General features: G+C 57.6%; 22 protein-coding genes and 1 tRNA gene. 15 read left to right on the forward strand and 8 right to left on the reverse strand.

Translation table 11 applies throughout. The features are described 5' to 3' along the window. Window positions 1–22 precede the first annotated feature (22 nt). Complete coding sequence (gene hemH / locus RGV06_RS10355) at window positions 23–1,048, reverse strand: ferrochelatase (protein ID WP_322149939.1); 1,026 nt, start codon at window positions 1,046–1,048, stop codon at window positions 23–25. A gap of 13 nt (window positions 1,049–1,061) precedes the next feature. Further along, window positions 1,062–1,964, reverse strand: coding sequence for a TIGR01777 family oxidoreductase (locus RGV06_RS10360; RefSeq protein WP_046809107.1), 903 nt, complete (start codon window positions 1,962–1,964; stop codon window positions 1,062–1,064). Between the two features lie 191 nt (window positions 1,965–2,155). On the opposite strand from RGV06_RS10360, the gene RGV06_RS10365 reads away from it, so the two are divergent. The 11 genes from RGV06_RS10365 to RGV06_RS10415 all read left to right on the forward strand — a co-directional run bounded on the left by RGV06_RS10365 (window position 2,156) and on the right by RGV06_RS10415 (window position 11,877). Then, window positions 2,156–3,142, forward strand: coding sequence for an NAD(P)/FAD-dependent oxidoreductase (locus RGV06_RS10365; RefSeq protein ID WP_019825087.1), 987 nt, complete (start codon window positions 2,156–2,158; stop codon window positions 3,140–3,142). Further along, window positions 3,139–3,354, forward strand: coding sequence for a TIGR02450 family Trp-rich protein (locus RGV06_RS10370; RefSeq protein ID WP_019825089.1), 216 nt, complete (start codon window positions 3,139–3,141; stop codon window positions 3,352–3,354). Before RGV06_RS10365 ends, RGV06_RS10370 begins: the two co-directional genes overlap by 4 nt. 122 nt (window positions 3,355–3,476) lie before the next feature. Beyond that, window positions 3,477–4,445 (forward strand): YbgA family protein, encoded by a 969-nt coding sequence (locus tag RGV06_RS10375; RefSeq protein ID WP_322149940.1) that lies wholly within the window; start codon window positions 3,477–3,479, stop codon window positions 4,443–4,445. Window positions 4,446–4,447: 2 nt separating this feature from the next. Further along, entirely contained in the window at window positions 4,448–5,383 is a 936-nt protein-coding gene (locus RGV06_RS10380; protein ID WP_198822210.1) for a MerR family transcriptional regulator, read from the forward strand. A gap of 12 nt (window positions 5,384–5,395) precedes the next feature. After that, a complete protein-coding gene (gene phrB / locus RGV06_RS10385; RefSeq protein ID WP_019825094.1) occupies window positions 5,396–6,841 on the forward strand; it encodes a deoxyribodipyrimidine photo-lyase in 1,446 nt (481 codons plus the stop codon). Continuing rightward, complete coding sequence (locus RGV06_RS10390; RefSeq protein WP_322149941.1) at window positions 6,834–7,604, forward strand: SDR family NAD(P)-dependent oxidoreductase; 771 nt, start codon at window positions 6,834–6,836, stop codon at window positions 7,602–7,604. Before phrB ends, RGV06_RS10390 begins: the two co-directional genes overlap by 8 nt. After that, a complete protein-coding gene (locus RGV06_RS10395; protein WP_046809103.1) occupies window positions 7,601–8,848 on the forward strand; it encodes an NAD(P)/FAD-dependent oxidoreductase in 1,248 nt (415 codons plus the stop codon). The genes RGV06_RS10390 and RGV06_RS10395 overlap by 4 nt, the downstream gene beginning before the upstream one ends. After that, complete coding sequence (locus RGV06_RS10400; RefSeq protein ID WP_322149943.1) at window positions 8,845–9,645, forward strand: DUF1365 domain-containing protein; 801 nt, start codon at window positions 8,845–8,847, stop codon at window positions 9,643–9,645. The genes RGV06_RS10395 and RGV06_RS10400 overlap by 4 nt, the downstream gene beginning before the upstream one ends. After that, a complete protein-coding gene (locus tag RGV06_RS10405) occupies window positions 9,632–10,903 on the forward strand; it encodes an SAM-dependent methyltransferase (RefSeq protein ID WP_019825100.1) in 1,272 nt (423 codons plus the stop codon). The genes RGV06_RS10400 and RGV06_RS10405 overlap by 14 nt, the downstream gene beginning before the upstream one ends. Next, the gene (locus RGV06_RS10410; RefSeq protein ID WP_322149945.1) at window positions 10,896–11,390 is read left to right on the forward strand and encodes a DUF2878 domain-containing protein; all 495 of its coding nucleotides are present in this window, start codon (window positions 10,896–10,898) and stop codon (window positions 11,388–11,390) included. Before RGV06_RS10405 ends, RGV06_RS10410 begins: the two co-directional genes overlap by 8 nt. 181 nt (window positions 11,391–11,571) lie before the next feature. Further along, window positions 11,572–11,877 (forward strand): YkgJ family cysteine cluster protein, encoded by a 306-nt coding sequence (locus RGV06_RS10415; RefSeq protein WP_037032157.1) that lies wholly within the window; start codon window positions 11,572–11,574, stop codon window positions 11,875–11,877. 10 nt (window positions 11,878–11,887) lie between these two features. Here RGV06_RS10415 and RGV06_RS10420 read toward each other — a convergent pair whose 3' ends face one another. The 6 genes from RGV06_RS10420 to hemA form a co-directional block, all read right to left on the reverse strand. After that, window positions 11,888–12,406: an acyloxyacyl hydrolase gene (locus RGV06_RS10420; RefSeq protein ID WP_322149946.1), complete on the reverse strand. Its 519-nt coding sequence runs from the start codon at window positions 12,404–12,406 to the stop codon at window positions 11,888–11,890. A gap of 82 nt (window positions 12,407–12,488) precedes the next feature. Further along, a complete protein-coding gene (gene murI / locus RGV06_RS10425; protein ID WP_019825105.1) occupies window positions 12,489–13,280 on the reverse strand; it encodes a glutamate racemase in 792 nt (263 codons plus the stop codon). Further along, entirely contained in the window at window positions 13,273–14,028 is a 756-nt protein-coding gene (locus RGV06_RS10430; protein WP_046809099.1) for a molybdopterin-synthase adenylyltransferase MoeB, read from the reverse strand. The genes murI and RGV06_RS10430 overlap by 8 nt, the downstream gene beginning before the upstream one ends. Then, window positions 14,022–14,852, reverse strand: a complete 831-nt coding sequence (gene prmC, locus RGV06_RS10435; protein ID WP_019825108.1) for a peptide chain release factor N(5)-glutamine methyltransferase — start codon at window positions 14,850–14,852, stop codon at window positions 14,022–14,024. Before prmC ends, RGV06_RS10430 begins: the two co-directional genes overlap by 7 nt. After that, a complete protein-coding gene (prfA, locus tag RGV06_RS10440; RefSeq protein ID WP_019825109.1) occupies window positions 14,853–15,935 on the reverse strand; it encodes a peptide chain release factor 1 in 1,083 nt (360 codons plus the stop codon). It lies immediately after the preceding gene. A 2-nt stretch (window positions 15,936–15,937) separates the two neighbouring features. Next, window positions 15,938–17,221, reverse strand: a complete 1,284-nt coding sequence (hemA, locus tag RGV06_RS10445) for a glutamyl-tRNA reductase (RefSeq protein WP_019825111.1) — start codon at window positions 17,219–17,221, stop codon at window positions 15,938–15,940. A gap of 203 nt (window positions 17,222–17,424) precedes the next feature. Between hemA and RGV06_RS10450 the strand changes: the two genes are divergently transcribed. From RGV06_RS10450 to RGV06_RS10465, 4 genes are all read left to right on the forward strand, one after another. Beyond that, the gene (locus RGV06_RS10450; protein ID WP_322149947.1) at window positions 17,425–19,149 is read left to right on the forward strand and encodes a tetratricopeptide repeat protein; all 1,725 of its coding nucleotides are present in this window, start codon (window positions 17,425–17,427) and stop codon (window positions 19,147–19,149) included. Window positions 19,150–19,167: 18 nt separating this feature from the next. Then, entirely contained in the window at window positions 19,168–19,779 is a 612-nt protein-coding gene (lolB, locus tag RGV06_RS10455) for a lipoprotein insertase outer membrane protein LolB (RefSeq protein ID WP_401016083.1), read from the forward strand. Window position 19,780: 1 nt separating this feature from the next. Then, a complete protein-coding gene (gene ispE / locus RGV06_RS10460; RefSeq protein ID WP_019825117.1) occupies window positions 19,781–20,668 on the forward strand; it encodes a 4-(cytidine 5'-diphospho)-2-C-methyl-D-erythritol kinase in 888 nt (295 codons plus the stop codon). Window positions 20,669–20,678: 10 nt separating this feature from the next. Then, window positions 20,679–20,753, forward strand: a tRNA-Gln gene (locus tag RGV06_RS10465). Window positions 20,754–20,782 lie beyond the last annotated feature (29 nt).

The raw sequence follows: 20,782 nt of genomic DNA on the forward strand, positions 1-20,782 counted from the left end.
AGCCGCTCCCACACGGGTTTTTCTAAAGCGCCAGCGGCGCCCGTTCACACAATGTTTTCAACGCCGACGCCCATTGCGGGCTGTCATTGAGACACGGCACCAGCACCAACTCTTCGCCCCCCGCCTCTATAAACTGCTCGCGTCCGCGATCACCAATCTCTTCCAGCGTTTCGATGCAATCGGCCACAAACGCCGGGCACATCACCAACAGCTTCTTCACTCCCTGTTTGGCCAACGCATCAAGACGCGCCTCCGTGTAGGGTTCGATCCACTTGGCCCGGCCCAAACGTGACTGGAACGCCACCGACCATTTGCCTTCAGGCAGGCCCATACGCTCGGCAAAGGCCTGGGCAGAACGCAAACACTGGGCTCGATAACAGGTTTGCAGAACCGCGGGTGAAGCGTTCTGGCAACAGTCTTCATTCTTGAAGCAATGGTTACCGGTCGGGTCCAGCTTGTGCAAATGCCGCTCGGGCAAACCGTGAAAACTCAGCAGCAGATGATCGTAATCCTGCTCCAGATGCGGCTTGGCACTGGCCACAAGGGCATCGAGGTACTCGGGTTGATCGTAGAACGGCTGCACAATCGAGAATTGCATCGGCAGCTTTTTAGCCTTGACCACGCGCTTGGCTTCTTCAATCACGGTGGTCACGGTGCTGTCAGCGAACTGTGGATAAAGCGGTGCCAGCGTGACCTTCTTGATGCCCTGCGCCGACAGACGGGTGAGCACGGTTTCAATCGACGGCTCGCCGTAACGCATTGCCAGTTCAACCGGGCCCTGAGTCCACTCTTTAGTCATCGCCTGCTGCAAGCGACGGCTGAGCACAACCAGCGGCGAACCCTCGTCCCACCAGATCGAGGCATAAGCATGGGCCGACTGTTCGGGACGCTTGACCAGGATCAGCGACACCAGCAAACGCCGCACCGGCCACGGCAAATCGATCACGTACGGGTCCATCAAAAACTGGTTCAAGTAACTGCGTACATCCGCTACCGAAGTAGACGCCGGTGAACCCAGGTTAACCAGCAACAGCGCGTGGTCGGTCATGCAACTTCCTATTTCAGAGGCGGGCGGCTACATCATCGAGTGCCGCGCGCAAATCGGTGAACTGAAAAGTAAAACCGGCAGCCTGCAACCTTGCAGGCATCGCCCGCTGGCCACCCAGTAACAAACCGGACATTTCGCCTAACAGCACGCGCAACACAAAGGCGGGCATGGGCATAAACGCCGGGCGGTGCAACACGCTGCCCAAAGTCCTGGCGAAATCGGCATTACGTACCGGGTGCGGTGCGCAAGCATTATAAGGACCGCTGGTGGCATTCTCATGCACAAGAAAATCAATCAGGGCAATTTGATCCTTGATATGAATCCACGGCATCCATTGCCGACCATTGCCTATCGGCCCGCCCAGTGCCAGCTTGAACGGCAACAACAGGCGCGACAAAAAGCCGCCTTCGGCCGCCAGCACCAGACCCGTGCGCACCAGTACCACACGGATCCCCAAGGCCTGCGCCCGCTGCGCGGTCTCCTCCCAGGCAATGCACAAGTGGCTGGCAAAATCTTCGCTGACGGGCGGCGAGTCTTCGGTCAGCTCACGCTCACCCCCGTCGCCATACCAGCCCACGGCCGAACCGGATACCAACACGGATGGCCTTTGCTCACGGCTTTCCAGCCAGGCCACAAGGGTTTCGGTCAGAGTGATGCGACTGCTCCACAGCAAAGCCTTGCGTTTGCGGGTCCAGGGACGGTCGGCAATGGGTGCGCCTGCCAGATTGACCACAGCATCAATCCGCTCCTGTCCCAGCTCTTCGAGGAGGGCAATCCCCTTGACCTGAGCGCCGCACAGTCGGGCCACTTGCTCTGGGCGCCGACTCCACACACTAAGGCGATGGCCTTGCGCCAGCCAGTGACGACAGAGCTGACGCCCTATCAAGCCTGTACCGCCGGTCAGCAATATGTGCATGAGTTGATCCTCGCAAGGAGTTTTATCGGGAGCACTGGTCTATTTTTATATGAAGACCTTTTATCGGTCGTCGACCTGACTTAAGAATAGGCCACATGGATCTGGAAGAAAGACTAAAACCTATACTAACAAATAGAATTGTACAGGTATTGCCAACGGCGTAGTCTGTGCAAACAGAGATCGAGGCCACAATGACTGTACCTATCGCGATTATTGGCGCCGGCATAGCCGGACTGGCAGCAGCAAATACCCTGCACAAGGCAGGTCACGCGATTCATCTTTTCGATAAAAGCCGTGGTAGCGGCGGGCGCATGTCGAGCAAACGCAGCGATGTCGGTGTACTGGACCTGGGGGCTCAGTACTTCACCGCACGTGACCGGCGTTTTGTCGATGAAGTCCAGCAATGGCAAATCAATGGCTGGGCCGCCGAGTGGGAGCCACACCTGTACCACTATAAAAATGGTCAGTTGAGCCCCTCCCCTGACGAGCAAACCCGTTGGGTAGGTACCCCGCGCATGAGTGCCATCACTCGCGGCCTGCTTGGCAGTCTGCCAGTGAGTTTTACGTGCCAGATCACCGACCTGATACGCGGCGAAAAACACTGGCACCTGCTGGATGCCGAGGGTGAAGAACACGGTCCTTTCAGCCACGTCATCATTGCCACGCCAGCGCCCCAGGCCACCTCTCTGCTGGCCAGCGCCCCAAAACTGGCAAGCACCGCTGCCGGGGTCAAAATGGAACCTGCCTGGGCCGTCGCCCTGGCCTTTGAATCGCCCCTCGACACACCTATGGAAGGTTGCTTCGTACAAGGCAGCCCGCTGGATTGGCTGGCCCGCAACCCCAGCAAACCCGGACGTGCCAGCCAGCCTGACACCTGGGTTTTGCACGCGACCAGCACCTGGAGCAAGCAAAACCTCGACTTGCCCAAGGAGGCGGTCATCGAACACCTTCATGGTGCATTCGCCGAACTGATGCACTTTCCGACTCCTGCACCGATTTTCAGCCTGGCGCACCGCTGGCTCTACGCCCGCCCCGCCGCAGCCCATGAATGGGGGGCCCTGGCGGACTCCGATCTGGGCCTGTATGCCTGCGGCGACTGGTGCCTGTCGGGTCGCGTCGAAGGGGCATGGCTGAGTGGTCAGGAAGCTGCACGCCGGCTGATTGAGCACCTGGAATGAACCGCATCAACCCGCGCAAATTGCTGCTGTCAAAATGGACAGCAGCTGTGCCGCGTAACCGTGAAAAACATTTTCTGGTCACCCAGCTGTTTTGCGACGAAGAAGGCACCGTGCTCGATATCGAACTGCAAGCGGTGCTTACCCAGCGCAATCAGCGTTTGACGTGGCAAAGCCTGCAGGATGCGGGCGAATGGAAAATGGGCTGGCAATAATCCTTTCGGCAGCACTTCAAATACTTGTACAAGACAATTGACTTGTACAACGTCAAGTCTATGATGAACTCAAGTTGTACATCGATTAAAAGATGTACAAGTAATTCTTGGAGGTTCGTCACATGGCCAGCACCGTTCCCGCCCGGCACAAACCGAAAATCGCTATCAGCGCATGCTTGCTGGGGGCCGAAGTCCGCTTTAACGGCGGGCACAAAGAGTCGCGGCTGTGCAGCCAGACGTTGAACCAACACTTCGAATTCGTGCCCCTGTGCCCCGAGGTCGCCATCGGTCTTGGCATTCCGCGCCAACCTGTACGACTGGTGGGCAACCCTGCACAACCGCAAGCTGTTGGCACCGTCGACAGCACTTTGAACGTGACCCGGCCATTGCACGACTACGGTGTGGAAATGGCCGCAGCTCACACCGATATCTGTGGCTACATCTTCATGCAAAAGTCGCCGTCATGCGGCCTGGAGCGGGTCAAGGTGTACCAGGACGGTGGTCGCCCTGCGGAGTTGAGCGGGCGCGGCATTTACGCCCAAGCGTTCTGTGACGCCCATCCCGACTTGCCGGTGGAGGAAGACGGTCGATTGAATGATCCGGTTCTGCGCGAAAACTTCATGACCCGGGTCTATGCCTACAGCGCCTGGCAAGCCCTACTCGAACAGGGCATCACCCGCCGTTCGCTGACAGAGTTTCACGCCTGCTACAAATATCAGCTTATGGCCCATCATCCGGTGCAGTACAAAATCCTCGGCAATTTGCTCGGCAGTCTTGGCAAGCAAGACCCGCGAGACATAGCACCGCAGTACTTCAGCGAACTGATGAAAGCCCTGAAAAAATGCGCGACCCGTCGCACCCACACCAATGTGCTGCAACACATCAGCGGCTACCTCAAGCAATCCATCAGCCCGGAAGACAAGCAGGAAGTTCAACAACTGATTGGCCAGTACCTACACGGCATCGTGCCGCTGGTAGTGCCGTTGACCCTGCTCAAGCATCACTTTCGCCTGCACCCGCACCCGTATATCTCGCGCCAGGTTTACCTGCAGCCGCATCCTGAAGACCTCAGCCTGCGCAATGCCATCTGACCATGAATGATGACCTGATCATGTCCAATACCCCTGACACGGACTACAGCCAGGCACTGGCTGAAGGCTGGTTGCCCATTCGTGAAGTGTCGCGCATCACCGGTGTGAATGCCGTGACTTTGCGTGCCTGGGAGCGCCGCTATGGCCTGATCGTGCCGCACCGCACGGCCAAGGGTCATCGCCTGTTTTCGACCGAACACATCCAGCGCATCCAGCACATTTTGTTGTGGCTCAATCGTGGTGTCTCGGTCAGCCAGATCAAGCCGCTGCTTAACACGCCTTCGACTCCAGCCGAAACACCCGACAGTGACTGGCAGACCTGGCGCCAAACCATGATGGAGTCCATCGGTGAACTGGCCGAGCGCCGCCTGGATGATTGCTTCAATCAGGCGATGTCGCTCTACCCCGCTCGCCCGCTCTGCGAACAACTGCTGATGCCCCTGCTCAACGATCTGGAACAGCGCTGGCAAGGGCAATTCGGTGCGCAACTGGAACGGGTGTTTTTCCACTCCTGGTTGCGCAGCAAACTGGGGGCCCGGATTTATCACAACAACCGCTCGCTCAAGGGTGCACCGGTATTGCTGATCAACCATTCGGACCTGCCTTTCGAGCCTCAACTGTGGCTCACCGCACTGCTGGTCAGCAGCAGTCACTGCCCGGTCGAAGTGTTCGACGCGCCACTGCCCAACGGCGAGCTGGGCCTTGCTGTGGAGCATTTAAAGCCCCGCGCGGTGGTGCTGTATTCGAGCAAGACCCTTAATACCCAAGCACTGCCCAAGCTACTGGGCGGCATTGAATGCCCGACCCTGATTGCCGGACCAACGGTATGCATCCATTTCGACCTGTTGTCCGTAACTGCAACCGAGATCGCAGGATTGTACCTGGCCCACGACCCGGTTGAGGCCCATCAACGCCTCAGCCAACTCGGCCTTTTATAGCAAGGAATTGACATGCAACTGATCTGGCTGCGCACCGACTTGCGCCACTACGACAACACCGCCCTGAGCGCCGCAGCCAAACGTGGCCCTACTGCGGCCGTGTACCTCATCAGCCCCGAGCAATGGCAGGCCCATGATGATGCGCCGTGCAAAGTCGATTTCTGGCTGCGAAACCTGCGCACCTTGAGTGACAGCTTGCAGCAACTGAATATCCCGCTGCTGATTCGTACCGCCCCAACCTGGGATCAGGCGTCTGCAGTGCTGCTTGAACTGTGTCAGCAACTCGACGTTCAGGCAGTCCACGTCAATGAAGAATACGGCATCAACGAAACCCGTCGTGACAAGGAGGTGGCACAGAGCCTTGAAGCCCGGGGTATCGAGTTTCATCGCTACCTCGACCAACTGCTGTTTCAGCCGGGCAGCATCCTGACGCAATCGGGCTCGTACTTTCAGGTCTTCAGCCAGTTTCGCAGGATCTGCTACAACCGACTGCACATGGCCTTGCCGCGTATTGTCGCCAGGCCTGACAGCCAGGCACCGCTGAACATCGTGCCTGACAGCATTCCCGAATCGGTCAGCGGTTTTGCTGCGCCCAGCGAATCTCTTCGGGCGCTGTGGCCCGCAGGCGAGAAAGAAGCTCAGCAGCGCCTGGCGCAGTTTGCCGATGAGCAAATTCATTTCTACCAGGACGAACGCGACCTGCCGGCGAAACCCGGTACCAGCCAACTTTCGACCTATCTCGCGGCGGGCGTTATCTCACCCCGCCAATGCCTGCATGCGGCATTGCACAGTAACAACGGCGAGTTTGAAAGCGGCAGCCCGGGGGTGTTCACCTGGATTACCGAACTGCTATGGCGCGAGTTCTACAAACATATTCTGGTCGGTTACCCAAGGGTCTCCCGCCATCGGGCCTTCCGCCCCGAAACTGAGTACCTGCCGTGGCGTAACGCACCGGATGAACTGGCCGCCTGGAAACAGGGGCGCACCGGTTTCCCGATTATCGACGCGGCGATTGCCCAACTGCTGGAAACCGGCTGGATGCACAACCGCCTGCGCATGGTGGTCGCAATGTTCCTGACCAAAAACCTGTTGATCGACTGGCGCGAAGGCGAGCGGTTTTTTATGCAGCACTTGATCGACGGCGATCTGGCCGCCAACAACGGTGGCTGGCAGTGGAGTTCATCCACAGGCACCGATTCAGTACCGTATTTCCGAATTTTCAACCCGCTGACTCAGTCAGAGCGTTTTGATCCAGAGGGCCGGTTTATTAAGCACTGGCTGCCTCAACTGGCGGATCTGAATAAAAAACAGGTGCACAACCCCGCTTCTATAGGCGGGCTGTTTGGCGTGGCCAATTACCCGGCGCCCATGGTCAATTTGAGCCAAAGCCGTGAGCGGGCCCTGAGCGCTTTCAAGAGCTTGCCATCACGGCAATTACTGGAGGTGAGCCATGGCTGACGGACGGCGGATCTGGCTGACAGGCGCCAGCAGCGGGATTGGCGCCCAAATGGCTGAGGAATTGCTCATAAGCGGCGCCCGGCTGGCGTTGACTGCTCGCACGATCGCCCCCTTGAAAGCCTTGTCCGACCGTTTCCCTGGTCAAGTCCTGCTGGTGCCCGGCGACCTGACCGACATTGTGCAGGTCCGAGAGATCAGCAAACGCATCGCCCAAGCCTGGGGCGCTCTGGACACCGTAATCCTTAACGCCGGGACCTGTGAATATGTCGACGTGCGCGAATTCGACTCTGCACTGATTGAGCGCGTGGTGCGCACCAACCTGCTGGCCAACTGTTACTGCATTGAGAGCGCACTGCCACTACTGCGCGCTGGTTCGCGTCCGTATCTGGTGGGGGTGGTGAGTTCTGTCACTTATTGGGCGCTGCCACGTGCCCAGGCTTACGGAGCGTCAAAAGCGGGCTTGCGCTATATGCTCGAATCGCTGCGTATCGACCTGGCCCAGGAAGGCATCGACGTCACCCTCGTCAGCCCGGGCTTCGTTGACACACCGCTCACCGAAAACAACGACTTCCCGATGCCCATGCGCTGGTCAGCGATAAAGGCGGCACAGCATATTTGCCAGCGCCTGAAAAAACGTCCGCTGGAGATCGCCTTCCCCACCCTGTTTATCGTCACGCTGCGGCTGTTGGCGAACTTGCCAAAACGCCTGCAAGTAGCACTCGGCAAACGTCTGGCCCGTAATTCTGACGGTAAACCATCATGAAAATCGCGATCATTGGCAGCGGCATTTCGGGGCTCACCTGCGGCTACCTGCTGCACAAAGAACACGACATCAGCGTATTCGAGGCCAGTGACTGGGTCGGCGGCCACACACACACCGTCAACGTGAGTGTCGAGGGCCGGTCCTATGCCATCGACACCGGTTTTATCGTGTTCAATGACTGGACTTACCCTAATTTCATCAAGCTGATGGACCAGGTAGGGGTTCGCTCAAAAGCCACTGAAATGAGCTTTTCAGTACACGACACCGAGAGCAATCTCGAATACAACGGCAACACCCTCAACAGCCTGTTCGCCCAGCGCAGCAACCTGTTATCTCCCGGGTTCTGGGGCATGTTGCGTGACATCCTGCGCTTCAATCGCCAAGCCATTCGCGATCTGGACGAGCAGCGCATTGCCAGCGACACCCGGCTGGGCGACTACCTGCAGCAGCAGGGCTATGGATCGCGCTTTATCGAGCACTACATCGTGCCGATGGGCGCAGCGATTTGGTCCATGTCACTGGCAGACATGCTGACCTTTCCGCTGCAGTTTTTTGTGCGCTTTTTCAAAAATCACGGTTTGCTCAGCGTCAGTAATCGCCCGCAATGGCGTGTGATTGAAGGAGGTTCCAGTGCCTACGTTCAACCGTTAAGCGCAGGTTTCGCCGACAGAATCCGCCTCAACTGCCCGGTCATCCAGGTGGTCCGCACTGAACAGGGCGTTCAGGTACACAGCGCTGGCGGTACTGAACACTTCGACAAAGTGATCTTTGCCTGTCACAGCGACCAGGCGCTCAGCTTGATGGCCGACCCTTCATCTGCAGAGCAGCAAATTCTGGGCGCGATGCCCTATGCCGAAAATGACGTAGTGCTGCACACCGATACCCGCTTGTTGCCAGACCGAAAACTAGCATGGGCGAGCTGGAATTATCGCCTGGGCGCAGCAGGTCAAAAACGTGCGGCCGTGACCTATGACATGAACATCCTGCAAGGGATTCAGAGCGAGACAACATTCTGCGTCAGCCTCAATCAAACCAGTGCAATTGATCCGTTCAAAGTACTGGCCCGGTTCAACTACGCGCATCCGCAATACAGCTTGGACGCCATTGCCGCGCAAGCGCGCTGGCAAGAACTGCTGGGCGCTCGGCACAGCTACTTTTGCGGTGCCTATTGGGCCAACGGTTTTCATGAAGACGGCGTGGTCAGCGCATTGCGCGTGGCCCAGGCCTTTGGCCGACAACTATGAACAGCGCCCTGTACAGCGGCTGGATCGCCCATCGACGCTTTGCGCCGACCACCCATGCGTTTCGTTACCAGATCGGCTTGCTGTATCTGGATCTGGATGAGCAAGACGCTGTACTGGGGCTTTCATCGCTGGCTGGAAAAAGCCGCTTTGCGCCCTTCTCTTTTCGCGAAACCGATTACCTGAAAGCGTACACGGCAACCGGTATGCGCCTGATTGACGCGGTTCGCCAGCAAGTAGGCGTCGCCTTAGGGCATACGCCCCAGGGCTCAGTCTGTTTGCTGACGCAAGCCCGCAGCTGGGGGCTGTCTTTCAACCCCGTGAGTTTCTTTTACTGCCACGAGGCGGACGGGAAACTGGCCGCAATCTTGTGTGAAGTCACTAATACGCCTTGGCGCGAACGCTATCACTACGTGCTGCCAGCTCAAGGGGACGGTTTTCAATATGCGAGCGTGGCCAAAGCCTTTCACGTCTCTCCCTTTTTGCCTCGGGATCTGGAATACCGCATGAGTTTCAGTCCACCCGGGGCCCGGCTCGGGGTGCACATGGCCGACTGGCAAGGCGACATGAAGCTGTTCGACGCCACCCTCAACCTGCAACGCACGACACTGGACCGCGCCGGGGTGCATCGCTACTTGCGGCAGTTTCCGTGGATGACCGCCAAAACCTGTCTGGCCATTTACTGGCAAGCCTTGCGCCTATTTCTTAAACGCACACCGATTTTTTCCCATCAGGCCGCCGACGGCGCCTTTCGAATTGCCGCCCTGCAACCTAAGGATAAACGCCATGAAGAGCTCTAGCCTGGTGAGCAAATCCTCACTGTCGACTACCCATAATCTGACCAGTGCGCTGCTGAGACGCGGTGTAATGCGCCAGCTCGGCCAGTTGAAAAACGGTCACCTGGTGGTGATCGAAAACGGCGAACGCCTGATGTTCGGTGACAGCACCGCGGGCCTGGTCGGCGAAGTACAGATTCACGATGCAAGCCTGTGGGGCATGATGGCCAGCAGCGGCTCGATTGGCGCGGGTGAAGCCTTTATTCATGGCTATTGGACTTCCCCTGACCTGACCAAGGTGATCCGCGTGCTGGTCAGTAACATGGACGTACTTGATGCAATGGAGGGTGGCCTGGCGCGTCTGGGCCGCCCGCTGATACGCGGCCTGCACTGGATCAACCGCAATACCCGCAAGGGCTCGCAAAAAAACATTGCCGCGCATTACGACCTTGGCAATGAGATGTTTGAGCAGTTTCTCGATCCGACCATGATGTATTCAGCGGCGCAATTTTTAAGCCCTGACGACACGCTGGAACAAGCGCAGCTCAATAAGCTGGCACGCATCTGTCAGAAGCTCGACCTCAAACCTGAAGACCATTTGCTCGAAATCGGCACCGGATGGGGCAGCATGGCGTTATTTGCCGCACAGCATTACGGGTGCAAGGTCACGACGACGACCCTGTCCAAGGAGCAGTTCGACTACACCAAAACCCGCGTTGAGGCTTTGGGGTTGCAAGACCAGGTGACGTTACTGCTGGAGGATTACCGCGACTTAACCGGGCAATACGACAAGCTGGTGTCGATCGAAATGATCGAGGCAGTGGGTCATCACTTTTTGCCCAGCTACTTCAAACAGTGCTCCCGTCTACTTAAGCCCCACGGGTTGATGCTGCTGCAAGCCATCACCATTCGCGAGCAGCGTTACGAGCAAGCCAAAAGCAGCGTTGACTTTATCCAGCGCTACATTTTCCCTGGCGGTGCGCTGCCCAGTGTGCAAAAAATGCTCGAAATCGTGGGCAAGGACACTGACATGAATCTGATGCACATGGAGGACTTTGGCCTGCACTACGCCAAAACCCTGCGCATGTGGCATGAGAACTTCCGTCGTGCTCACAGCCGCTTGACGGAACTGGGCTACGACGAATACTTCCTGCGCCTGTGGGAGTTTTACCTGTGCTACTGCGAAGGTGGCTTTCTGGAACGCAGCATCGGCACTGCGCAGTTGTTGCTGGCCAAGCCTGCTGCCATGCCTGAACCATTGCTCGGCCGCTTCAATGCTTAAGAATCTGGCGAATGCCGGGCTGTTCCAGCTCGGCTGGTTTGCCTGTGTGCTGGGCGGCAATAGCCTGTGGTTAGTGCTGGCAGGTGTTGCCTTGTTCACGCATCTGCTGTGGATAAGTCGCTCAATGGCAGAAGTCCGTCTGGTGGCCGTCGTGTGTTTGCTCGGCACTGCCGTCGACAGTCTGCTGCTCAATGCCGGGGTTTTCGCCTTCAAGCAGCCCGGTTTGTTGATTCCATTCTGGCTGATACTGCTTTGGGCCCTGCTGGCAACCACTTTGAACCACTGTCTGGCGTGGACTACCAAGCCCTGGTGGCGGGCTGTTTTGCTGGGTGCCATCGGTGGACCGCTGTCGTATTACGCCGGGCAACGTCTGGGCGCGGTGCAATTCCCCTTGGGCCTGTGGCCTACACTGGCCGGATTGAGCCTGTTGTGGGCGGGGTTGTTTCCATTGCTAAACGCCTGTAGCCGCTGCCGAAGGCTGCGATAAGGACTGCATGATTTCAACCGTGGGAGCGAGCCTGCTCGCGAAGGTTGTTCGCGAGCAGGCTCGCTCCCACGGGGTCAGCGGCTACAAGGGCCCCTTGACCGGCAGCCTGGTTTCTATAAAAAAACCTGCGTTCATCAGCACATGTACACCTGATGGCAGCTCTGCCTTACACTGCGCGCCTATGACCAACATCCCCCTGACCGAAATTACCGAACCCGCTGTCACCTGCTCGACGTGCGCGGCGTGCTGCTGCCAACTGGAAGTGATGTTGATCACCGATACCGGCGTGCCTGAGCGTTTTATCGACAACGATGACTGGGGCGGTGAAGTGATGCTACGTCTGGATGATGGCTGGTGTGCGGCCCTGGACCGCAACACCATGATGTGCACCATTTATGAGCTGCGCCCGCTGATTTGTCGCGAGTTCGAAATGGGCGATGTCGAATGCCTCAATGAACGCCAGGGCATTGCAACGGCGTACCGTTAAACACCCACAATTACAGCGCCATGGTGTAGTGCAGCGCATAACTTTCGACACCGTCATTGGTACTCGAGATCCCCGCGTTGGAGTAGTGCGTTGCACGAATCCCGACTTCATGACCGCCCGCAAAGCGCACACCAAAGCCAATACGGTCTTCAAACTGGAAAGCCGTTCCCAGTTTGTTGCCTTCGACTTCCGTGTGGGAGAACAAGGCTACTCCGATACCAGCCTCGACATAGGGCTTTACCCTTTCGCCCGCAAACTCGTACACCAGTACGGGTGAGAACGACAGACTGCTGCTTGAGGATGACTTGTCACCTTCCCAGTAGGTGTAAGCCCCATCCCAATAACCGGTCAGACGCCCGACATCAGTCCGCAACCAGCTTTTGTCCCAATCAGACTTCAAGCCCAGACGGTAAGTCATGGTCGACTCGCTGGTATGCCCCACCCCAAATTCAAGTCCGGCAGCCTGTGCCGTGAAACTTTGCCCCAGTGCCACGACTGCAACCGCAGCCAAGCCAAACAGTCGCTTCATAAGAAAAATCCCATTTTCATATGCCTGTGTCAGTTGTTATGCGCTTCATCAGGCAGGCGTTTTAAAGCAGAGTTCCGATTTTTTACAGACCGAAGCTTCGCACAACGCCAGATTTATTCCACAACACAGGCAGGATATTTCCCATGTGTTCAGGTGAAGCGCTGGTCCAGAACTGTGTTTCACAGGGAGGGCCGGATGCAAGCAGGCCTTTTTCAGTCAGCAAGCGCTGAAGCTGACGGGCCACAGCAGCTCCGGTATCGATCAGGGTGATCGAGGGCGGGAGCATTTGAGCAAGCAGAGGTTTGAGAAAGGGGTAATGGGTACAGCCAAGAATGATCGTGTCACAGCCCGCTGCCAGTAACGGTTCGACATAACCGCGTAGCAAGGTGCACAAGGCATCGCTGTGCAGATCACCGGTCTCGATCAGTTCCACCAGGCCCGGGCATGGCTGGGTGATGACCCGGACATCGCTGGCAAAGCGATCAAGCAAGGCGGCAAATTTGGCACTTTGCAAAGTGCCAGTCGTCGCCAGTACACCCACCACGCCGCTGCGGGTGGCCGCTGCAGCCGGTTTGACCGCAGGCTCCATACCGACCATTGGCCAGTCCGGGTAACGCTGACGCAAATCCGCCACTCCCGCCACCGTTGCCGTGTTACAGGCCAGCACCAGAGCCTTGGCACCTTGGCGCTGGAAAAAATCGGCCATCACCGCACAACGCTGACGAATAAACTCGGGGCTTTTTTCGCCATAGGGAATATGGCCACAGTCCGCCACATAGAGCAGCGATTCGTTGGGCAACAGCGCCTGAATTTCTTTGAGTACCGACAAACCGCCAACGCCGGAGTCAAAAACCCCAATCGGCGCCTCACTCATGGCCTGTACCGCACACGCTGCAGGCAGGGTCGCGCTTGACCCGCAACTCGCGAAAGCGCGTGCTCAAGGCATCGACCAGCAACAGACGGCCCACCAGCGGCTCACCAAAACCGGCCAGAACCTTCAGCGCTTCAAGAGCTTGCAAGCTGCCGACCAGCCCCACCAGCGGCCCGATCACTCCAGCTTCGCTGCAGGTCAGTTCTGCTTCGCTGCCATGCCCGTACAAGCAGTGATAGCAGGGGCTGGCTGGCTGACGCGAATCAAACACCGACAACTGCCCCTCAAGGCGAATCGCCGCGCCACTGACCAACGGTTTGCGCGCTGCGACACAGGCTTTGTTCACCGCTTCACGGGTGGCAAAGTTGTCGCTGCAATCGAGCACCAGATCCACCGCACTAATGACCTCGGCCAGCGAGTCGGCATCCAGCGCCGAACGGTGGGCAACCAGTTTGATGAGCGGATTGATCAGGCGCAGTCGGCGAGACGCCGAGTCGACCTTGCTCTCCCCCACATTGGCGGTGTCATGGATGATCTGACGCTGCAGATTGGTCAGGTCAACGCTGTCAAAGTCGGCCAGATGCAGTTCGCCGACACCGGCAGCCGCGAGGTAGAGCGCAACAGGCGATCCAAGCCCGCCAAGGCCGACAACCAGTACACGGCTGTTTTTCAGCTTCAACTGACCGTCGATATCAACCTGTTGCAACAGGATCTGTCGGCTATAGCGCAACAGCTCCTCATCGGTCAGCACGGCAGGCGGCCCAACGTGATGCGTTCGTGGCCACCCAGGTCCTTGCGGCTTTCAACCTGTGCAAAACCTGCGTCCTGCAACAATTGGCGAACCGCTTCGGCCTGATCGTAACCGTGCTCCAGCATCAACCAGCCACCCGCGTTCAGGTGACCTGCAGAAGCAGTGATGATTTCGCGTATGTCGTCCAGACCATCCGCACCGGCAACCAGAGCACTCTCTGGTTCGAAGCGCACATCGCCTTGCGCCAGGTGTACATCACCCGCGGCAATATAGGGCGGGTTGCTGATAATCAGGTCAAAACGCTGGTCGGCCAATGCACTGAACCAGTGACTGGTGAACACGTTGACGTTTTCGAGCTGCAAACGCTGGCGATTACGCTCGGCCAGCGCCACGGCCTCAAGTACGCGGTCAACCGCCGTCACGTGCCAGGCGGCGCGCTCACTGGCCAATGCCAGGGCAATTGCACCACTGCCGGTGCCCAAGTCCAGCACCTTGGCCGGGCTCGCAGGCAACAGAGCCAACGCGGTTTCGACCAGCAGTTCGGTATCGGGGCGCGGGATCAGGGTATGCGGCGCCACTTCCAGATCAAGGTTCCAGAAACCCTGTTGGCCCAGAATGTAGGCCACCGGCTCACCGGTACGGCGACGCAACAGGTATTCGGCGAAGGTCAATGCCGCTTCGCTGCTGACAATCTTTTCGGGCCATGTATGCAGATAACTGCGCGACTTGCCCAGGGCAGCAGCCAATAAAAGCTCCGCATCCAGGCGGGCCGTGGGTGAGTCAGGCAGTTCAGCAGCACGTAACAAACTGGCAATAATAGTCATTTATTCACCCAGGGCTGTCAGTTGATCAGCCTGAAACTCCGCCAATAAAGGCTCGATAACGGCATCAACGCCGCCAGCCAGTACGTCATCCAGGGAATACAGGGTCAGGTTGACGCGATGGTCGGTCACTCGCCCCTGCGCGAAATTGTAAGTTCGGATGCGCTCGGAACGATCCCCCGAGCCCACCAGCGACTTGCGCTCGCTGGCAATGGCATTGGCCGCCGCGCTGGTTTGCTGGTCATTCAACTTGGCCGAAAGCCAGGACATCGCCCGCGCCCGGTTTTTATGCTGGGAACGCTCTTCCTGACACTCCACCACAATGCCCGACGGCAAGTGGGTGATACGAATCGCCGAGTCGGTCTTGTTGACGTGCTGACCACCCGCACCCGAGGAGCGATAGGTATCAACGCGCAAGTCGGCCGGGTTGATCTCGATGGCTTCCTGCTCGTCCGGCTCGGGCAATACCGCCACGGTACACGCGGAGGTATGGATACGGCCCTGGGATTCGGTGGCGGGCACACGCTGTACGCGATGAACACCCGACTCGAACTTCAGCTTGCCGTAAACATTCTCGCCTTCGACGCGGGCAATGACTTCTTTATAGCCACCATGCTCTCCGCTGTTTTCAGACAGGATTTCAAGCTTCCAACCGCGACGCTCAGCGTAACGGGAATACATGCGAAACAGGTCGCCAGCAAAAATGGCCGCCTCATCGCCCCCCGTGCCGGCCCGAATTTCAAGGAACACGTTGCGTCCGTCATTCGGGTCCTTGGGCAACAGCATGCGCTGCAGGTCTTTTTCAAGCTCGCTCAGGCGCTCTTTGGCTTCGCGAACTTCTTCGACCGCCATTTCACGCATGTCAGGGTCGTTATCCTTGAGCAGCGCCTGGGCGCCCTCAAGGTCGGCCTGCACTTTGAGCCACAGCCCGTAAGCCGCGACAATGGGTTCAACTTCTGCGTATTCCTTGGAATAGGCACGAAATTTGGTTTGATCCGAAATGACTTCGCCATCGCCAAGCAGTGCGGTCAGTTCTTCAAAACGGTCCTGGAGGATGTCCAGCTTATTAAGCAGTGACGCTTTCATTACTATTTTTTATCCGCAGAGCTATGCGATGAGCCCTCACCGAGGGCAAAAAGTTCTTGGGCCATGGCCAGCGCATCGAGGCGGCCTTCGGCGGAAAGCTTTTTCAACTGAACGCTGGGTGCGTGCAGCAATTTATTGGTCAGGCCACGTGCCAGTTGCACCAGCACATCTTCAGGGTTGCTGCCATTGGCGAGCATACGCTGAGCCTTTTGCAGTTCTTCATCACGCAAACGCTCGCTCTGCTGGCGATAGGCCTTGAGCACATCGACAGCCGCCAGCTCACGCAAGCGCACCATAAAGTCATCAGCGCCGATACTGACCAGCTCTTCTGCAGCCTGGGCAGCGCCCTGACGACTTTTGAGGTTTTCGGCGACTACTTCGTGCAAGTCATCGACGGTATAGAGGTAAACGTCGTCCAACTCGCCGACTTCAGGCTCGATATCCCGGGGGACCGCAATATCGACCATGAAGATAGGTTTGTGCTTGCGCAACTTCAAGGCGCTTTCGACCGCCCCCTTGCCCAAAATCGGCAACTGGCTGGCCGTGGAGCTGATCACGATATCGCTGTGTACCAGCTCTTGAGGGATATCCGACAGCAGCACGGCATGGGCACCGAACTGTTCAGCCAGAGTGCTCGCGCGCTCCAGGGTACGGTTAGCCACCACGATGCGTTTTACACCAAGGTCATGCAGGTGACGGGCGACCAGGGTAATGGTCTCGCCCGCACCGATCAGCAAGGCCTGACTGCGCTGCAAGTCGCTGAAGATCTGCTTGGCCAGGCTCACGGCAGCAAAAGCGACGGAAACCGGGTTTTCACCGATGGCGGTATCGGTGCGCACTTGCTTGGCCGAGTTGAAGGTCGCTTGAAACAAGCGCCCCAATAAAGGCCCTACAGTGCCCGCCTCACGCGCCACGGCGTAGGCCGATTTCATCTGGCCGAGAATTTGCGGCTCGCCCAGCACCAGCGAATCGAGGCCCGAGGCCACACGCATCATGTGACGAACGGCAGCGTCGTCCTCATGAACGTACGCGCACGCACGCAGCTCATTGAGGCTCAGGTTGTGATAGTCGGCCAGCCACTGCAGCACACTGTCAGCTGAAAGGTGGTCCTGCTCGACATAGAGCTCACTGCGATTACAGGTGGAGAGGATCGCAGCTTCGCGACTGTCGGTTAGGCGGCAGAGCTGCTGCAGGGCCTCAACCAACTGCTCCGGAGTAAAAGCCACGCGCTCGCGGACGTCTACTGAAGCAGTCTTGTGGTTAATACCGAGTGCGAGGAAGGCCATTCAATATCGCTGATGATGACGAGAAGCCGGCAATTGTCCTACTTCGTCAGATTGAGAACAACCACTCCTGACTATTGTCTCTATAGTTAACGTCTGTTGAACACACCATCAGCCCCCCGGATATCGATGGTCGCACCTGCTAGGGTTTGCGTCATAGCATGTGTCATGATGCCCGGACCGCAGGTAAGTCGCCCATCTCTTATATGAATAGATCCTCCGCGTTGCTCCTCGCCCTCGTTCTTCTCAGTGGCTGCCAGGCTTTGGCTCCCACGTCCCCGGATGACTCATCCGCGGCCGAAGACGTCACCTCCGTCCCGGAAAAACCAACGGTCTACAGCTCGTTCAGCGAAGAAACGCTGTACAGCCTGTTGAGCGCTGAATTGGCCGGCCAACGCAATCGTCTGGATATCGCACTCGATAACTACGTGACGCAGGCAATCAATACACAAGACCCCGGCATCTCCGAGCGGGCTTTTCGTATTGCCGAGTACCTGGGCGCTGACCAGGCCGCACTGGATACCTCGCTGATCTGGGCTAAAAACGCCCCGGACGATCTTGAGGCACAACGTGCTGCAGCCATTCAGCTGGCTCGCAATGGCCGTTACGACGAGTCCATGGTCTACATGGAAAGAGTCCTGCAGGCCAAGGGCGATACTCACTTCGATTTCCTGGCCTTGTCGGCAGTAGAAACAGACGCGGAAACCCGTGCGGGCCTGCAAAAAAGTTTTGATAGCCTGCTGGTCAAGCATCCGGACAATGGCCAGCTGATTTTCGGCAAGGCCTTGTTGATGCAGCAGGACGGTGATGCCGAAGGCGCGCTGAAACTGCTGGAAAATAATCCGCCGCAAAACGGTGAAGTCGCCCCTGTCTTGTTGCGCGCCCGTTTGCTGCAAAGCCTCAATCGCGGCAACGAAGCGTTGCCACTGCTGCAAAAAAGCATTCGCCAATACCCCGACGACAAACGCCTGGGCCTGACGTATGCCCGCACGCTGGTCGAGCAGAACCGCATGGGCGAGGCAAAAGTGCAATTTGCCAGACTGGTAGAGCAATACCCCGAAGACGATGAGCTGCGGTTCTCCCTGGCCTTGGTGTGCCTGGAAGGCAAGGCCTGGGATGAGGCCGAGGGCTATCTCGAAGAACTGATCGAGCGCGACAGCCATGTTGACTCGGCGCACTTGAACCTTGGCCGTATCGCCGAAGAGCGCAACGACCCCGAAACTGCACTCACCCAGTACGCTCTCGTGGGCCCGGGCAACGACTATCTGCCAGCACAATTGCGTCAGGCCGATATTCTGATCAGCCACGGTCGCGGTGCAGAGGCATCGAAAAAGCTGGCCGCGGCTCGTGATGCACAACCCGACTTTGCCATTCAGTTGTACTTGATAGAAGCGGAAACCCTGTCGGCGAATAACCAGACCGATCGCGCCTGGAATGTTCTGCAGCAAGCACTCAAGCAATACCCGGACGATATGAACCTGTTGTATTCACGGGCCATGCTGGCCGAAAAACGCAACAATCTCGAACAAATGGAACGGGATTTGCGCGCCATCATCAAACGCGAACCTGACAATGCCATGGCATTGAATGCGCTGGGCTACACGCTATCGGATCGAACCACGCGCTACGCGGAAGCCAAAGCACTGATTCAGCAAGCCTATGACCTGAACCCGGATGACCCGGCGGTGCTCGACAGCCTGGGCTGGGTGAATTTCCGCCTTGGCAATCTCGATGAAGCAGAACGCTTGCTGCGCCAGGCGCTGGAGCGCTTCCCGGATCAGGAGGTCGCCGCTCACCTGGGCGAAGTCCTGTGGGCCAACGGCAAGCAGCGTGAAGCCAAAAAAATCTGGGGCACTTTTCTTAAAGAAAATCCTGACAGCCCTACTCTGCGCAAAACCATCTTGCGCCTGACCGGATCAGAGACTCTTTAACTCATGTTTTTTCGTCATATGCGCCATTTAGTTATTTTTAGCCTTGTTGCCTTGCTCGCCGGCTGCGCGGGCTTTGGTTCCCGCGAATCCGTTGAAGGTCACGGCAGCCCGGCCTTATGGTCGGCGCATAAACAGCAATTGACCCAGCTCGACGGTTGGCAAATCAACGGCAAAGTTGGCATTCGCGCTCCAAAAGACTCAGGCAGCGCCACGCTGTTCTGGCTCCAGCGCCAGGATTATTACGATATCCGCCTTTCCGGTCCGCTGGGCCGGGGCGCTGCCCGCCTGACCGGACGCCCGGGCAGTGTCGTTCTGGAAGTCGCCAGCCAGGGTCGCTATGAAGCACCCACGCCCGAAGAACTGCTGGGCGAGCAATTGGGCTGGAGCCTGCCGGTGTCACATCTGGTCTGGTGGGTGCGCGGTTTGCCTGCACCTGGCAGCAAAAGCCGCGTGACGTTGAATGCTGATAGCCGCCTTGCAAACCTGGAGCAGGACGGCTGGAAAATCGAATATTTGAGCTACGTCGAGCAAAACGGCTTCTGGCTGCCCGAGCGGGTCAAGCTGCACGGCCCGGATCTGGATGTAACGTTAGTGGTTAAAGATTGGCAACCTCGCCTGTTGGGTCAATGAGATGCAAGGCCATTTAGATAAAGACGCCCTGGTTCTGCCCTCTCCGGCAAAACTTAACTTGATGCTGCACATCCTCGGCCGCCGAGACGATGGCTATCACGAACTGCAAACGCTGTTTCAATTCCTCGATTACGGCGATGAAATGACCTTTGCCGTGCGTGACGACGGCGTCATTTGCCTACACACCGAATTCCCCGGAGTCCCTCACGACGAAAACCTGATCGTGAAGGCGGCAAAAAAACTTCAGGCGCAATCCGGTTGCGCACTGGGGATCGATATCTGGATCAAAAAAGTGTTGCCCATGGGCGGCGGCATTGGTGGCGGCAGTTCAAATGCGGCGACTACCCTGCTGGGGCTTAACCACCTTTGGCAGTTGGCCTGGGATGAAGATCGGCTGGCTGCGCTGGGCCTGAGCCTTGGGGCCGACGTCCCGGTTTTCGTCCGCGGGCACGCCGCATTTGCTGAGGGTGTAGGGGAAATCCTTACGCCTGCAGACCCTGAAGAACCCTGGTATCTGGTCCTTGTCCCGCAAGTCTCTGTTAGTACAGCAGAAATATTTTCAGATCCTTTGTTGACACGTGACTCTTTGCCCATTAAAGTGCGCCCCGTTCCCAAGGGAAACAGCCGAAACGACTGCGAAGCAGTTGTGAAGGAGCGTTATCCAGAAGTACGTAACGCTTTGAATTTGTTAGGTAAATATACCGAAGCAAAATTAACTGGAACTGGAAGTTGTATATTTGGGGCCTTCCCAAACGAAGCAGATGCTGATAAAGTGCTGCACCTTCTGACAGACACCCTTACAGGGTTTGTAGCAAAAGGAAGCAACGTTTCGATGTTGCATCGCACGCTACAAGATCTGGCAAAGGAAACGGGTACACGGTACTCGTAGCAACAGATACAGGGGCGTCGCCAAGCGGTAAGGCAGCAGGTTTTGATCCTGCCATGCGTTGGTTCGAATCCAGCCGCCCCTGCCATTTCTTATACTCATCCAGGTTACCCTCAG

It is taken from the genome of Pseudomonas sp. CCI3.1, assembly GCF_034313985.1.
In the GTDB taxonomy this organism is placed as follows: domain Bacteria; phylum Pseudomonadota; class Gammaproteobacteria; order Pseudomonadales; family Pseudomonadaceae; genus Aquipseudomonas; species Aquipseudomonas psychrophila.